The sequence below is a fragment of the Pseudomonas sp. 8AS genome, from assembly GCF_902506505.1.
Classification (GTDB): Bacteria; Pseudomonadota; Gammaproteobacteria; order Pseudomonadales; family Pseudomonadaceae; genus Aquipseudomonas.
This window is the reverse complement of record NZ_LR733406.1, coordinates 1315027-1330812: the sequence shown is the minus strand read 5'-3', so window position 1 is coordinate 1330812 and position 15786 is coordinate 1315027. Positions and strand designations below refer to the sequence as shown.

Here is a 15786-nt window from a genome sequence, read left to right as displayed (position 1 = left end):
CGTCAGCCGGCGCCACTCCGGATGATTGTCCCGCGGCCCTGGCGGCCACTGGCCTCGACGCTACCAATGGGCTCATGCGCCACCCTCAGCCCGGCGCAGGGGTTCCGCGGCGCTGTTCAGCCAGCGGTGCAGCATCTCCAGCAGGTCCTGGCGGCTGACCGGCTTGGCCAGGTAGTCGTCGGCGCCGGCGGTGATGCACTTCTCCCGGTCGCCCTTCATCGCGTGGGCGGTCAGGGCGATCACCGGGACATGGCAGGCGTGCTCCTCCTTGAGCAGGCGGGTGGCCGTGTAGCCGTCCATGCGCGGCATGGCCATGTCCATCAGCACCAGATCGAAGGGCTGGCGCGCGAAGCACTCCAGGGCCTCGACGCCATCCTTGGCCGGGGTCACGACCAGGCCCACCTCATCCAGCAGCGCGGTCATCGCATAGATATTGCGCACGTCGTCGTCCACCAGCAGCACGCGCTGGCCCGTCAGGCTCGAGCTGTCGGCCGACGGTTCGCGCACCAGGGACAGGAAGCCCTGCAGCGCGGCGCTGAGCGGGCGCAGATCGTCGCCATTCTTGCGCACCACCACCGCCGAGTAGCGGCGCAGGCGCTGCAGGTCCTGGCGGGCGACATCCAGACCGGTGTTGATCACCACCAGGGTGGAATGCAGCGGACGCTCCCGATGCAGGGTCTCGAGCAGGTCGAAGCCGTCCTGGTCCGGCAGGTCGAGGTCGATCACCAGCGCGCTGAAGCCCTGCGCCGCATAGGCCTGGCAGGCCTCCTGGGCACTGCTCACCGCGGTCACGCTGAAACCGAGCTGGCTCAGGTGCTCGCGATAGTGTTCGCGCTCCACCTCGACATCCTCCACCAGCAGCAGCGGGCGGACCGCCTGGCCCAGGCCGGCGAGATCGTGGAACACCTGCTCCAGGTCGCCGCGGCCGATCGGCTTGACCAGGTAGCGCGTGCCGCCGTCCTGCCAGTCCTGCGGCTGCGGCACGCAGGAGATGATGTGCACCGGCACATCGCGGTAGTGCACCAGGCTGCGCAGGCGCCGGTAGATCTGCCAGCCACTGACGTCCGGCAGGAGGATATCGAGGATCACCGCGACAAAGCGCTCGCGCTGCAACAGGCCGATGGCCTGCTTGCCGCTGCGGCAGAGCACGCTGGAGAAACCGTGGGCCGTGGCCTCCTCGGCGATCACCGAGGCGAAGTTGGCATCGTCCTCGACGATCAGCAGGGCCGGCCCGTGGCCGCTGCGCACCGGCGCGCTGCTCAGCGGCTCGTCGCTCTCCACTTGGGCCAGGGCCACCACCGGCAGCTGCACGATGAAGCTCGAGCCCTGCCCCTGGATGCTCTGCAGGCTGATCTGGCCACCGAGCACCTCGACCAGCTGGCGGGTGATGGCCAGGCCCAGGCCGGTGCCGCCAAAGCGCCGACTGGTCGAACCGTCGATCTGCTGGAAGGCCTGGAAGATCCGCTCGTGCTGCTCCGCCGCGATGCCGATGCCGGTATCGCGGACGACGATCTGCAGGGTCTCGCGCTCATCGTCCAGGGGCGTCGGCGAACGGCTGATGGACAGTTCCACCTCCCCCGCCTCGGTGAATTTCAGGGCATTGGACAGCAGGTTGCGCAGGATCTGGTGCAGGCGCCCGCGGTCGGTGTGGATCACCCGCGGCACCCCGGGCTCCATGCTGTTGAGCAGGCGCAGGCCCTTGAGCTCGGCCATCGGCCGCAGGCTGGCGTCCAGCTCCACCAGCATGTCGTGCACGTTCAGCGGCTCCAGCTTGAGCTGCACCCGGCCGGCCTCGATCTTGGCCAGGTCGAGCACATCGTTGATCAGCTGCAGCAGGTCGTTGCCGGCCTTGTAGACGATGTCCGCATGCTTGACCTGCTTCTCGGTGAGGTTGCCGGCCATGTTCTGCTTCAGCTGCTCGCTGAGGATCAGAATGCTGTTCAGCGGCGTGCGCAGCTCGTGGGACATGTTGGCGAGGAATTCGGACTTGTAGCGGTTGGCCAGCGCCAGCTGCTCGGCCTGTTCGCGCAGGCGCTGCTCGGCGGCCTTGCGCTCGCTGATATCGATGATCACCGCCTGCACCAGCATGTCGGAGCCACTGCGCAACGGCGACAGGCCGACCTCCAGGGGAATCAGCCGGCCATCGCGATGCTGGCCGAACAGCTCGCGGTTGCCGCCCATGCGCCGCGGCGACGGGTCATGGAGAAAACCTTCGCGCAAGTGCGGGTGCATCTTGCGCAGGGACTCCGGCAACAGCTGCTCGACCGGCTGACCGAGCAGCTCATCGCGGGCGTAGCCGAACATCAGCTCGGTCTGCCGGTTGACCATGGCCACCTGGCCCTGGCCGTCGACCAGCACGATGGCATTGGGCGAGGCCTCGACCACTAGGCGGAAGCGCTCCTCGGCGGCCCGCCGCTCGCTGATGTCGATGATCACCGCCTGCACCAGGGTTTCGCTGCCGGCGCGGATCGGCGACAGCCCCACTTCCAGCGGGATCAGCCGGCCATCGCGATGCTGGCCGAACAGCTCGCGGTTGCCGCCCATGCGCCGCGGCTCCGGTGCGGCCTGGTAGTCCTCGCGCAGGCCGACGTGGGCCATGCGCATGGCTTCGGGCAGCAGTTTCTCCACCGCCTGGCCCAGCAGCTCGGCGCGGGCATAGCCGAACATCAGCTCGGTCTGCCGGTTGACCATGGCGATATGCCCGCGACTGTCGGCCAGCACTATGGCATTGGGCGAGGCCTCGACCACCAGGCGAAACCTCTCCTCGCGCTCGCGCACCCCCAGGTTGAGGCGTTCCGCGTTGGCCAGCGCGCGCTCGCGCAGGAACAGGTAGCCGCCGACCAGCAAGGACAGCAGCAGGGCCGCCAGCAGGCCGGTGCCCAGGCCGATGCTCAGGCTGCTGTTGTGCACCGCCTGCTCGTAGCGCGGCGTGCTGCTGACCTTCAGCAGCCAGGTACGGCCATAGATGTTCAGCGTGCGCTGGGTTTCGAAACGCGCCACATGGCCCGGCGCGGTGGTCTCGCGCAGCAGCGGACTGGCAGCACTCTGGCTGTCGGTCAGCTCGATGCCGAACAGCTCGCTGCTGCTGCCGAGGATGCCGCGCATCAGGTCGGCCATGCGAAAGGTGCCGGAGACCATGCCCTGCACCGCCGCCTGCCGCTCCTCGACGCTGGCCTGTGGCGCATTCTGGCGGTACACCGGCAGATACAGCAGCAAGCCGGCCTGCACGTCCTGCTCGGTTTCCTGGCGCAGCTTGAGCGGCCCGGTCAAGACCGCCTCGCCGCTGTCACGGGCCTGCACTATGGCTTGCCGGCGAGTCGCCTCGCTGAACATGTCGAATCCCAGGGCGCGGCGGTTGCGCCAGTCCAGCGGGTTGATGAAGTCGACAATCAGGTACTCGTCGCGCGGGCCCGGCGGGTAGGCCTGAAACCCCGCACGCCCGCTGGCACGGGTCTGCTGGATGTAGGGTTCCAGCTCGGCGCCGCGCAGGTAGCGCCCCCAGCTCAGGGCCTGAATGCCCGGGTAGCGCTCCTGCAGCTGCAGCTGGTCGGTCGCCCGCTGCCACTCCTCGTGGGACACGTCGCTGCTGCCCGCCATCAGTCCGGACATGCCGCGCAGCACCAGCTCGTAGGCCAGCATGCGCTCGCGCACGCTCTGCTCGACGCCATCCACGGCCAGGGCGAAACGGCCGTCCTGCTCTTCCCGGCTGTTGGCCCCCAGCACCAGCCACTGCCAGGTCACCAGCGCGCTCAGGACGGCCAGCAGGACCAGGGTGACCAGCAGGGGAATCCAGGGTTTACGCACGGGGGTGGTAGCGGCGATGTCGTCCATGAGCGCTCCTGATCCGTTATCGGCACGGGCTCAGGAGGGCGAGCCGGGCCGCTGCAAACTGCACACGCAAGGCATATGTTGAGCAGTTTAGTCAGGATTTCAGGGCGTACGGCTCTCTCGACGGACGGCAGCCGAAATGCACAAGGCCCCTGAACGGGGCCTTGTGTCTGAACCGGGATTACTGCTGGCCGGGCAGCGGCCGCAGGTTGATTTCCACCCGGCGATTCTGCGAGCGCCCCGCCTCGCTGGCATTGCTGGCGACGGGCTGATCCGGGCCGGCACCACGGGTCGTCACCCGGGTGGCATTGACGCCCTGTGCCAGCAGGTAGTTGGCCACGCTCTGCGCGCGGCGCTGGGACAGGTTCATGTTGTAGGCATGGCTGCCGGTGCTGTCGGTGTGGCCGACGATCTCGATGCTGTTCTGCTCGTACTGGCGGAACGAAGTCGCCAGGTTGTTCAGCGGGGTATAGAAGTTGCTGGCGATATCCGCCGAATCGGTGGCAAAGGTGATGTTGCCGGGCATGATCAGCTGGATGTTGTCGCCCTGGCGCTCGACCTGTACGCCGGTGCCCTCCATGCTGCGGCGCAGCTCGGCTTCCTGCTTGTCCACGTAGTAGCCGTAGCCGGCACCGGCGGCGCCGGCTACCGCAGCACCGATCAGCGCGCCCTTGCCGCGGTCGTCATGGTTGATCGCCGCACCGGCGACCGCACCGGCCAGGGCACCGAGGCCGCCGTACTTGGCGGTCTTGCTCATGCCGTCGGAGCTGCTGCCGGAGGTCTGGCTGTCGTAGGGATTCGAGGCACAGCCGCTCACCAAGGCGACCAGGGTAGCAGTGAGGATCAGACGTGAAGGGGTGAACATGGTTACAGCTCCTGAGGCAATTTGCGTTGCCAGTCTTCTGGTTGGCGAAGTTTAGAACAGCGTACGGGGCGAAAGATTCCCGCACTCAGGCGCGGATAAAGGGATTTTCCCGCATCTCATCGCCGAGGCGCGTTTGCGGCCCGTGTCCGGTGATCACGGTGGCCTCTTCGTCCAGGCAGTACAGGCGCTGCCTGATCGAGCGCTCGATGGTGGCGTAATCGCCGCCCCACAGGTCGGTGCGGCCGATGCCGCGGCGGAACAGGGTGTCACCGGCGATCAGCAGCTTGTCCTGGGGAAACCAGAAACTCATCGAGCCCGGGGTGTGCCCTGGGGTGTGCAGGGCCACGCCACAACCGCAGGCCAGCTCTTCGTCGTCGGCCAGCCACTGATCCGGCGCCGGCACCGGCCGGTAGGGCACGCCGAACATGCGGCACTGCATCTCCAGGCTGTCCCAGAGGAACTGGTCTTCCTGGTGCAGGTGCAGGGTCGCGCCAGTCAGCTCCTTCAATTGCCCGGAAGCGAGGAAGTGATCCAGGTGGGCGTGGGTGTGAATGATGCTGACCAGTTGCAGACCGTGGGCCTGCAGCCGCGCCAGGATCAGCTCGGGCTCGCCGCCCGGGTCGACCACTATGGCCTTCTTGCTGACGGGATCGCCGATCAGGGTGCAGTTGCACTGCAAAGGCCCGACCGGGAAGGTTTCGCGGATCAGGCTGGGCGCTGGGCTGGTGGTCATCTGGCAGTCCTCATCGGTGAACGGGGCCGGCACGATAATCGCTCGGCTGCCGCCCCGTCCATTTGCGAAAGGCCCGGCGAAACTTGGCGGGGTCGCCGTAGCCGACCGAGGCGCTCTAGCGCAGCAGCCCCAGGCTTTTCGCCCGCGCCACGGCCTGGGTGCGGCGCTCCACGCCCAGCTTGCTGTTGATGTGCCTGGCGTGGGTCTTGACCGTGTGCAGGGAAATGAACAGGCGCTCGCTGATCTGCTGGTTCGAGCAGCCCAGGGCGATCAGGCGCAGCACCGCCAGCTCGCGGCTGCTCAGGGTCTCCGCCACGCCCAGGGCGGCGAAGTCCTCGGCAACCTCTGCGGCTTGCGGCAAGTGCAACTGCAGGGCCTCGGTCAAGGCGCTGGCGGGCATCGCCTGCAACTGCTCCTGCAGCCACTCCGGCTGATGCGACAACAGCTCGTGGAACGGCAGCACGCAGCCGCCGGCCGCGGCCTCCAGGCTGCCAAGCAACTGCTGCTGAGCCTCGCGCTCACGCCCGGCCGAATGCAGCAGCAGGGTCAACTGGACCTGGGCGAAACCGCCGATCAGCTGCCCACCACAGCTCTGGGCCCGCACGATCAGCGCGCGCAAGCGCCGCTCGGCGTCGTCCACCAGACCCTGACGACGTTCCAGCGAGGCCCGGTGAATCTCGATATGCAGGGGCATCTGGGGGTGGAACTCCGGCGCCGCCGCCGCATGCTCGCCACTGTAGGTGTCGGCCAGGCGCAGCAGCCAGGCGCTGGCCAGCTCGACCTGGCCCTGGGTCAGCCACAGTTCGCACTTGGCCAGGGTGATCATTGCCAGGTAATACACCGGCGGCACATCCCAGATGTGCATCAGGCGCTCGGCCTCGGCCAGCTGGGCGAAGGCCTCGGTAAAGCGGCCTGCGCGCCCTTCCTGGCTGGCCAGTACGCAATAGCCGATCAGCAGGCTGATGTCGCGACACGCACGCGCTTCGGCAATCCCGAGCTGCAGGTAGCGCCTGGCCTCCTCCGGCTGCAGCAATAAGGTCAGCAGCAGGCCTTGATACAGGGTCAGGCGGGCACGCACGGCATACAGGCGCTGTGCCGGCAATTCATGCAGGCGCTCCAGGCCATGGCGTACCTCCTCCAGGGCCCGGGTCGCTTCCCCACGCGCCAAAAGCACCCGCGCCCGCTCGTAGTGGCAGAAACCCTCGAACAATGGATTGCCCAGGCGCTGCGCCAGCTCCAGGGCCTCGCGGTTGAGCCCGCGCGCGCGCCACAGGTCGCCCTTGACCACGGCCAGGTTGGCCAGGGTCGACAGACACAACAGGCGCGGACCGAAGCGCGTGGCCGGCAAGGTCGCCAGGGCCGCCGTGCAGTACTCCTCGGCCCGCTGGCTGTCGCCGCGGCCGCGGGCGATCACCCCGCTGACGGCCAGCCACTGGGCCAGTAGCGACTGCTGCTCCTGGGCCGTCGGCGCCGGCAGGAAGCGCCCCAACTGGCTGGCCAGATCCTGCGCCGCATCCAGCTGGCAGGCCAGGGCCAGCACCCAGCTGTACAGCACGATCAGGCGCGGCGTGCTGCTCAGCAGGCTGTCGGGCAGGTCCATCTTCCAGCGCAACAGCATGGCGACATTCTGTTCGGCCAGCAGGTGTTCCTCGGACAGGTTCTGCACCAGGCTCGCCGCCACATCCGGCTGGCCGGCACGCAGGGCCTGCTCCACCGCCTCGTCGAGCAGGCCCTGGGCGCTGAACCAGCGGCAGGCCCGCAGGTGCAGGCTGGATTGCGGCATGGACATGCCCGGCGCCGGGCTGGAGCGCAGCAGATCGGAAAACAGGTGGTGATAGCGGAACCAGCGCCCCTGTTCATCCAGCGGCACCAGAAACACCTGGTTGGCCTGCAGGTGCTGCAGGATCGCGGCGCTGTCATGGCTGTCGCGCAGTGCATCGCAGAGTTCGGCGCAGAAGCGCTCCAGGCAGGCGGTGTCGTACAGGAAGCCCTGCACCTCGGCCGGCTGACGTTCGATCACCTCTTCCAGCAGGTAGTCGCGAATCAGCCCCTGGGCACCGTGCAGGTCCTGCGCGAGCTCCTCGTGTCCCCCTTCGTCGCTGGCCAGCAGCCACAGGCGCAGGCCGGCCACCCAGCCCTCGCTACGCTGCAGCAGGTTGTGCAACGCCTCGCCGGTCAGGTTGGAGCCCTGGCTACTGAGCAGCTCCTGGGTTTCCTCGGCGGTCAGGCGTAGGTCCTGCTCCTGCAGTTCGAGCAGCTGCCGTGACAGGCGCAGACGCGCCAGGTGCCAGTCCGGACGCTGGCGGCTGGTGACCAGAAGCAAGATGCCCGCCGGCAGATGATTGAGGAAGAACTGCAGGCAGCGATCCAGCACCGGCCCCTGGGCCAGGTGGTAGTCGTCCAGCACCAGCAGCAGCGGCACGGCCGGATCCAGGCGCTGGCCCAGCTCGTCGAGCAGGCTGTCGAGCAGCTCCTCGAAAGCGAATGGCTGGTGGCGCTGGCGCATCTTCAGCAGGCCGAGCGCTTCCTCGCCGAGCCCCGGGAACGACTGGCGCAAGCCATCCAGCAGGCGCTCGAGGAAACGTCCGGGGTCGCTATCGCGGCGGCTCAGGCCCAGCCACAGGCTCTGCCAGTGTGCGGGCAGGCGCTCGCAGAATTCGATGGCCAGGGAGCTCTTGCCAAACCCGGCCGGCGCGCAGACCAGCAGCAGACGCCCGTGCATGCCCTCGGCCAGCCGCTCGCACAAGCGCGGGCGCAGCACATGGCCGGCAGGCAGTGGCGGACGGAAGAAACGCCCATCCCCCGAGCTGAGGGGGAAGCTGGCGAGGCTAGGCGAACGGGACAAATCGGACACGGTGCGCAGGATGGCTCTTGGCAGACTGAGTGCCCGCAGCCTATCCCCTTGCTCCGCGCATTTGAAGCCCACCGTGTATCCAGAAAGAAAAAAGCCGGCACAAGGCCGGCTTTTTCCTGGAGCGGGTCGCGGATTAACGCACGCCAGCCTGACGCAGGGCGGCAGGGGTGTAATCGCTGGTGCCGGCCTTGTAGTTGAAGTCGTAGGATTGTTTTTCCTCGTTCTTCATGCCCAGGGCCAGGTAACGACCGGAGATGATGTCGTACAGGGTTTCCACGGTGTACCAGGGTACCTGCTTGTCGTAGTAGTACTGCGAGTGGGCTTCGGCAACACGCCACAGGGCACCACGACCGTCGTAGTGGTCGATCACCGCGGCCTGCCAGGTATCCTCGTCCATGTACACATCACGCTTGGCGTAGATGTGACGCTCGCCGGACTTCAGGGTACCGGTCACGTGCCACACGCGGTGCAGCTCGTAGCGGCTCAGGTCCTGATTGATGTGGCCGGCCTTGACGATATCGGCGTACTTCAGCTTCGGCGAATCGAGGTCATAGGTGTTGTACGGGATGTAGATTTCCTTCTTGCCGACCAGCTTCCAGTCGTAACGGTCAGGCGCACCGTTGTACATGTCGAAGTTGTCGGAAGTACGCAGGCCGTCGGCAGCGGTGCCCGGGCCGTCGTAGGAAACCTGCGGGGCGCGGCGCACGCGGCGCTGACCGGCGTTGTACAGCCAGGCCAGACGCGGTTCCTTCACCTGGTTGAGGGTTTCGTGCACCAGCAGCACGTTACCGGCCAGACGCGACGGCGCGGTTACCCGCTGCTTGAAGTAGAACAGGATGTTGCTCGGCTTGCTCGGGTCGTAGTCGGTCAGACTGGTCGGGAAGCTGAACTCGTCCTGGAAGTACACCAGGCTGTAGGAGCCGTTCGGCTGCGGAGTGGCCTGGGTGACCAGACGACGCACGCTGCCGCCGCGGTAACGGGTGATCTGGTTCCAGATCGCTTCCAGGCCGTTCTGCGGCATCGGGAAGGGGTACGCGGACTTGAAGTTCTCCAGACCGTTACCACCTTCGACCAGCTTGGTGTTGGCGGCGTTGAACTTGGCATCGTCCTGCACGTTCTGCGGCACGGAGGCGGAACGGTGGGTCGTGTACACCGGGATCTTGTAGCTGTCCGGGTAGCGCTTGAACATCGCCAGCTGGCCGGGGGTCAGCTTGTCCTTGTACTGGTCGACGTTCTGCGCGGTGATGGTGAACAGCGGCTTCTCACCGGCGAACGGGTTGGACAGGAAACCGCGGTCATCGGCAGTACCGGCGTTCTTCGGCAGGCCACCGGTCCACTCCGGAATGCTGCCATCGGCATTACCGGCTTTTTCCGCACCCAGCGGAGTCAGGCTGTTGCCCAGCTTGGCGACTTCGTCGGCCGATACGGCGGCCATCACATTGGCGGCGAGCATGGACAGAGCCAGTACGCCGGTTTGCAACAAAGCTTTTTTCGCTTTCATCTGCATATGTATCCTTAATTCTTATGTTCTGCGCTTAGAAGCTCATGCCGACGCTGAGGGCCAGGAAGTCGCGGTCAACCGATGTGTTGTACTCACCACCGAAGAAGTCGGTGTAGGACAGGCTGGCGTTGTAGGTGTTCTGGTAGTCAGCATCCAAACCCAGGCTGACGGCTTTGTTGCCTTCGCCGAACAGGCCGTTCGGACCGTAGCCATCGACATCATGGGACCAGGAAACGCTCGGTTTCAGGTTCACGCCAGCAAATACATCCGGGTAGTCCCAGATTGCACGTGCACGGTAACCCCAGGCAGTACTGGTAACAAAGCCGTCGTCTTCACAGTAATTGCTTGTAGAACCTTTAGTACCAACCGACAGCCCCTGACACGCAGCAAGCGCGCCAATTGGACCTGCACCATCCGGATCATAAGTGCCCGGCAGAGGGCCAGATCCATAGATCGGGTCACGGCCATAGCGAACTTCATTAGTGCTTTCGAGGCCGCCCACATGTACCACACCAACTTCGCCTACCAAGGTCAGACGGGATGCGCCCATGACTTGATCAAAGAAGTGGGTAAACGTGGTCTGGAACTGGGTAATTTCCTTGCGGTTATAACCGTGCAAATCCTGACCTGGGGTACCCTGCAGAATCGAGGCATTACCGAATTGAGCAAGCCCGCCACCGTTAGCAGCCAACGGCGTCAAACCGGCATAGAGCACATCAGTTGTATTGATCTGAACCGGCGCATTCGGACGATAACTTACCTCACCACTCCAGGCAGTACCTGTAGGCAGGGTCGTAGAGAAACTCAAGCCGTACAGACGGATATCCTCAGGATATTCCATGAAGTACTGACCATTGGCTGCAACGATATGTGGCAGAGTTGCACCGATAGTGCCAGCGTTCACAGGCACACCAGCACCACCCAACTGCCCGGCCCACCAAACCTGGCTATATACGTTGGCAGGAGCGCCCGTACCGCTGAAAATAGGAGTACGGCTGTGATAGTTCATGAAATAAGCGCCGAACTCTGTATCCAGCGGTTCGAAGAAATAACGGAAAGCCGTACCCCACTGACCATCATCTCGAGCATCACGATCCGCGCCACGGGGAACAATGACGCCTTCGTCAGGGTTTCCCCACGCCGCACCATTTGCGGCCATCACACCCTGTAGCAACGGAGCGTTACCAGCATTGATACCTGCAGGTGCTAGAGCACTTATGAGCGACTGATTACGGCGCAGAACTGCCAAGTTACTATCGCAACCATCAGCCACCACATCAGCCTGCGAGAAGAAAGTACCGCAGTTATCCACTACGGTCTGATCCCATTCCAACTGATAGAAGGCTTCAGCCGAGAGATTTTCGGTCAAACTCTGAGATACATAGAACATGTTGACCGGGATCAGGCCTTCCTTAACTTCTGCGCCCGGGCGACGGAAAGCAGATACATCAACCGGGTTCACCGAGTTGATTGAGTTCTGGATGAAAGTGCTTTCACCCCAGCTCACAACCTGCTTACCCAGGCGCACGGAGCCCGGCTGATCCATGACCGAATAATTGTGATACACGAAGGCATCGAGAATTTCGGCGCCTGAAGCCTGTGCGCCTTCTTTACGATTGCTGTCGCTGATGTCCTTGAACAGGCGGCTTTCGTCTTTCAGTTCGAAGTCGTACCAGTACTTGCCACGCACGAAGACGCCGGTATCACCATACTTCATTTCAAGGTCATGGATACCCTTGAAGATCTTCGAGAAGGTCTCACCCTTCTTGAAGTTCAGGCGACCATCATCCGAAGTCTGCGACAGACCTTTACCGCCGTTGTTAGCGCCAATCAAATCTGGATCGGAGCCACGCATCGACCAGCTAGCGCCCACAGACAGCGAAGAGTCCAGCTGCCCCTCGATCTCACCAATATTGAAGTTCACCGCAAACGCCGGTGCGGCGAGGGTGGATGCAAGGCTTACGGCCAGCGGCAGCTTGGCCATACGCCAGAACGGTTTGGATGTTGTCATCGACGCTACTCCATGTGTTTTTTGTTATGGATGGTGCGGACTATAGCCAGCAGGGTGTGAGGCTTGATCCCCCGAAAGTGTGATTTCAAGCCCCCAACCCCTCTAGACCGGCCGGTCACAAAATTCGTGACCAGCCAACAGCGATTCGTCACAGCAATTTACAAGCCAAGCGTTTGCTTGGTTTTGCGAAAAACGCTCGACAATACCCCCAGCGGTACTCACAGGGCGGAGAGGAATGCGCTACCCGAGGCCTGCCACTGGGCGATATCCAGGCGAATGCGTTTCTTGTCCAGCTTGCCGACGCTGGTCTTGGGAATATCGGTAACAAGTGCGATCTGACTGGGTATCGCCCACTTGTTGATATGGCCCTGCTCGACGAAGGGCTTCAGGTGTTCCTTCAGGCCGCGCGCATCCAGGCTCTGCCCCTCGCGCAGCACCAGCAGGGCGAACGGGCGCTCGCCCCACTGCGGATCGGGAATACCCACCACCGCCACCTCGCGCACCGCCGGGTGACGACTGATCAGGTCCTCCAGCTCCAATGAGGACAGCCACTCGCCACCGGTCTTGATCACATCCTTGATGCGATCACGGATATCGATGAAGCCGAAGTCATCCAGGGTGGCGACGTCACCGGTGTGCAGCCAGCCGTGTTCCCACAGCTCGGCGCCCTTCTCCGGCTCGCGGAAGTAACCCTGGGTCAGCCAGGGTGCGCGCAGCACCAGTTCGCCCTGAGTCTCGCCATCGGCGGGCAACAGGCGTCCGTCCGCGCCCATGATGGCCGCCTCGACCAGCGGCACCGGTACGCCGGCCTTGATCCGGTAGGTGGTGCGCTCATCCTCGCTGCCTGCCAGCAGCTCGTCGTTGATGTGCGCGCAGGAGATCAGCGGGCAGGTCTCGGACATGCCGTAGGCCGCCGTCAGCTGGATGCCGCGAGCCTTGGCCGCCTCGTACAGGGCGCGATTCAGCGCGCTGCCGCCGATGATGATCTTCCAGCCGGCGAAATCCAGGCCCTGGCCGGCCTTGGCGTTGAGCACCATCTGCAGGATGGTCGGCACGCAGTGGGAGAAGGTGACCTTCTCCTTCTGCCACAGCTGCACCAGCAGCTCCGGGTCGTAACGCCCCGGGTAGACCTGCTTGATGCCGAGCATGGTGGCGACGTAGGGAATCCCCCAGGCGTGCACGTGGAACATCGGGGTGATCGGCATGTACACGTCGTTGGTGCCGAGCAGGCGCACGCTGTCCAGGCTGCCCAGCACGCTGGCTTCGGCCAGGGTGTGCAGCACCAGCTGGCGATGGGTGAAGTACACGCCCTTGGGGTTACCGGTGGTACCGGTTGTATAGAAGGTGGTCGCTACCGAGTTCTCGTCGAAATCCGGGAAGTCGTACTGCGCGCTGGCGCCGGCCAGCAGGCTCTCGTATTCGCCCACCAGGTTGGGCAGCTCGGCGCTCTTCTCGGCGCCATCGGTGAGCAGCAGAGTCTTCTCCACGGTGGTCAGCTGGCTGGCGACCGACTGATACAGCGGGACGAACTCGCTGTTGACCAGCACGAGCTTATCCTCGGCATGGTTCATGGTGTAGAGGATCTGCTCGGCCGACAGGCGGATGTTGATGGTGTGTAGCACCGCGCCGATCATCGGAATGGCGAACATGCACTCCAGGTAACGGTGGCTGTCCCAGTCCATCACCGCCACGGTGTCGCCCGCCTTCACTCCGGCTGCGCTCAGCACATTGGCCAGGCGCGCCACACGCTCGTTGAAAGTGGCGTAGCTGTAGCGCATCTGGTCGCGGTAGACGATCTCGCGGGTCTTCTCGTAGCGAATGCCGGAGAGCAACAGGCGCTTGATCAGCAGCGGCGCTTCGTGCGCGTTATCAGCCGGCGGGATGACACGGGTCTGCAGCATGGCGGGGTCCTTTTCTTGGAGTTTTTCTATGGCGTCCAATCTAGAGCGGCGCGACCTGCGCATTAATCAGCCCAAAGAATGATTTTCCACGTGACTCTTTGGCCTCTTTTGGTCACGGAGTAGAATCGTCGTCACCTGGCCGTACCTGGCTTCACCAGCAAGAGGTAATACCGATGTCCGATATCGTCATCGTCAGTGGCGCCCGCACCCCGATGGGTGGTTTCCAAGGCAGCCTGTCCAGCGTTCCCGCCGTGGAACTGGGCGCCATCGCCATTCGCGAAGCCGTGGCCCGCGCCGGCATCGCGCCGGCCGACGTGCAGGAAGTGATCATGGGCTGCGTGCTGCCCGCCGGCCTCAAGCAGGGCCCGGCGCGCCAGGCATCGCTGAATGCCGGCCTGCCCGCTGCCACCGGCTGCACCACCATCAACAAGCTGTGCGGCTCCGGCATGAAGGCCGTGATGCTGGCCCATGACCTGCTCAAGGCGGGGACCAACAAGGTGATGGTCGCCGGCGGCATGGAAAGCATGTCCAACGCCCCCTACATCATCGAGAAGGCTAGAGGCGGCCTGCGCATGGGCCATGGCGAAATCAAGGACCACATGTTCCTCGACGGCCTGGAAGACGCCCGCACCGGCCGCCTGATGGGCTCCTTCGCCCAGGAAACCGCCGACCAGTACGGCATCACCCGCGAAGATATGGACGCCTACTCCATCGAGTCGCTCAAGCGCGCCCAGGCCGCCATCGCCGATGGTTCGCTGGCCAGCGAGATCGTCCCGGTCACCGTCACCAGCCGCAAGGGTGAAGTGCTGGTCAAGGACGACGAGCAGCCGCTCAACGCCAACCTGGACAAGATCCCCGGCCTCAAGCCGGCCTTCCGCAAGGACGGCAGCATCACCGCCGCCAACGCCAGCTCGATCTCCGACGGCGCCAGCGCCCTGGTCCTGATGACCGCCGAGGAGGCGGCCAAACGCGGCCTCCAGCCGCTGGCCAAAATCGTCGCCCACGCCACCCAGAGCCAGGACCCGAGCGAGTTCACCATCGCCCCGATCGGCGCCATGACCAACCTGTTCAAGAAGACCGGCTGGAGCAAGGACGACGTCGACCTGTACGAGATCAACGAAGCCTTCGCCATGGTCACCATGCTGGCCATGCGCGAGCACGGCCTGGATCACGCCAAGGTCAACGTCTACGGCGGCGCCTGCGCCCAGGGCCACCCAGTCGGTTCCACCGGCTCGCGCCTGATCGTCACCCTGATCAACGCCCTGCGCAACAAGGGCGGCAAGCGCGGCGTAGCCTCGCTGTGCATCGGCGGCGGCGAAGCCACCGCGATCGCCATCGAACTGCTGTAACACCAGCGCTAACGAAAAAAGCCCCTGGTTTGCGCCAGGGGCTTTTTTCTGGGCGCCGAATCAGCGCAGCTCGGTAAAGGCCAGCTTCACCCCCAGCCCCACCAGTACCGCGCCCATCAACCGATCGAACCAGTGGCCCAGGCGCGTGAAGCCGGCGCGCACCCGCGCCTGGCTGAACAGCAGCGCCACCAGGCAGAACCACAGCGCGGTGGCGGCCGCCAGGTAGACCCCGTAGCCGGCCTGCACCGGCAGCGGCGTGTGCGGGTCGATCACCACGGTGAACAGCGAGAGGAAGAACAGCGTGGCCTTGGGGTTCAGGCCGTTGGTGATGAAGCCGGTCATGAATGCCGAACGCGGCGAGCGCTCGGCAACCTCGCCCAGCGCCTCCAGCGCCCCAGCCACCGCCGGGCGGGCGCGCAGGGCCTTGATGCCGATATAGAACAGGTAGGCAGCGGCCAGCCACTTCAGCGCATTGAACAGCACGATCGACTGCGACACGATCAGGCCGATGCCCAGCAGCGAGTAGCCGACATGCACGAAGATCCCCGTGCCGACGCCCAGCGCCGTCCAGGTCCCGGCGCGCCGGCCATGGGCCACGCTCTCGCGCACCACGATGGCGAAATCCGGCCCCGGGCTGGCCACGGCCAGCAGGTGGATCAGCGCCACGGTGAGAAACTCCGCCCAGTACATGCAACCTCCAACGAACAGTGGGAAAGACCGACTCAGGCTGGCAACCTTACGCCA

At 64.7% G+C, this 15786-nt stretch carries 9 protein-coding genes; 1 reads left to right on the top strand and 8 read right to left on the bottom strand.

The features are described from left to right. Positions 1–72 precede the first annotated feature (72 nt). From GV001_RS06145 to GV001_RS06115, 7 genes are all read right to left on the bottom strand, one after another. Positions 73–3831 (bottom strand): CHASE domain-containing protein, encoded by a 3759-nt coding sequence (locus GV001_RS06145; RefSeq protein ID WP_160078760.1) that lies wholly within the window; start codon positions 3829–3831, stop codon positions 73–75. Between the two features lie 178 nt (positions 3832–4009). Further along, positions 4010–4693, bottom strand: coding sequence for an OmpA family protein (locus tag GV001_RS06140; RefSeq protein WP_160078759.1), 684 nt, complete (start codon positions 4691–4693; stop codon positions 4010–4012). An 85-nt stretch (positions 4694–4778) separates the two neighbouring features. Continuing rightward, positions 4779–5426: an MBL fold metallo-hydrolase gene (locus GV001_RS06135; RefSeq protein WP_160078758.1), complete on the bottom strand. Its 648-nt coding sequence runs from the start codon at positions 5424–5426 to the stop codon at positions 4779–4781. 115 nt (positions 5427–5541) lie between these two features. Next, positions 5542–8280, bottom strand: a complete 2739-nt coding sequence (locus GV001_RS06130; RefSeq protein ID WP_160078757.1) for a LuxR C-terminal-related transcriptional regulator — start codon at positions 8278–8280, stop codon at positions 5542–5544. 133 nt (positions 8281–8413) lie between these two features. After that, positions 8414–9781 carry a DUF1329 domain-containing protein gene (locus tag GV001_RS06125; protein ID WP_160078756.1) on the bottom strand — a complete coding sequence of 456 codons (1368 nt, stop codon included), beginning with the start codon at positions 9779–9781 and terminating at the stop codon, positions 8414–8416. Between the two features lie 34 nt (positions 9782–9815). Next, positions 9816–11792, bottom strand: a complete 1977-nt coding sequence (locus GV001_RS06120; protein WP_160078755.1) for a DUF1302 domain-containing protein — start codon at positions 11790–11792, stop codon at positions 9816–9818. Between the two features lie 218 nt (positions 11793–12010). After that, positions 12011–13693: a fatty acid--CoA ligase gene (locus GV001_RS06115; protein WP_160078754.1), complete on the bottom strand. Its 1683-nt coding sequence runs from the start codon at positions 13691–13693 to the stop codon at positions 12011–12013. A gap of 173 nt (positions 13694–13866) precedes the next feature. Here GV001_RS06115 and GV001_RS06110 point away from each other — a divergent pair, with 173 nt between their 5' ends. Further along, a complete protein-coding gene (locus GV001_RS06110; protein WP_160078753.1) occupies positions 13867–15042 on the top strand; it encodes an acetyl-CoA C-acyltransferase in 1176 nt (391 codons plus the stop codon). A gap of 60 nt (positions 15043–15102) precedes the next feature. Here GV001_RS06110 and GV001_RS06105 read toward each other — a convergent pair whose 3' ends face one another. Continuing rightward, on the bottom strand, positions 15103–15732 hold the full coding sequence (locus GV001_RS06105; protein ID WP_160078752.1) for a LysE family transporter: 630 nt from the start codon (positions 15730–15732) through the stop codon (positions 15103–15105). Between the last annotated feature and the right edge of the window lie 54 nt (positions 15733–15786).

What these genes read in the sequence shown, in the direction of transcription:
- GV001_RS06110 (WP_160078753.1), top strand. Translation starts at nt 13,867, where the DNA reads ATGTCCGATATCGTCATCGTCAGTGGCGCCCGCACCCCGATGGGTGGT.
- GV001_RS06115 (WP_160078754.1), bottom strand. Translation starts at nt 13,693, where the DNA reads ATGCTGCAGACCCGTGTCATCCCGCCGGCTGATAACGCGCACGAAGCG.
- GV001_RS06125 (WP_160078756.1), bottom strand. Translation starts at nt 9,781, where the DNA reads ATGAAAGCGAAAAAAGCTTTGTTGCAAACCGGCGTACTGGCTCTGTCC.
- GV001_RS06140 (WP_160078759.1), bottom strand. Translation starts at nt 4,693, where the DNA reads ATGTTCACCCCTTCACGTCTGATCCTCACTGCTACCCTGGTCGCCTTG.
- GV001_RS06135 (WP_160078758.1), bottom strand. Translation starts at nt 5,426, where the DNA reads ATGACCACCAGCCCAGCGCCCAGCCTGATCCGCGAAACCTTCCCGGTC.
- GV001_RS06105 (WP_160078752.1), bottom strand. Translation starts at nt 15,732, where the DNA reads ATGTACTGGGCGGAGTTTCTCACCGTGGCGCTGATCCACCTGCTGGCC.
- GV001_RS06145 (WP_160078760.1), bottom strand. Translation starts at nt 3,831, where the DNA reads ATGGACGACATCGCCGCTACCACCCCCGTGCGTAAACCCTGGATTCCC.
- GV001_RS06120 (WP_160078755.1), bottom strand. Translation starts at nt 11,792, where the DNA reads ATGACAACATCCAAACCGTTCTGGCGTATGGCCAAGCTGCCGCTGGCC.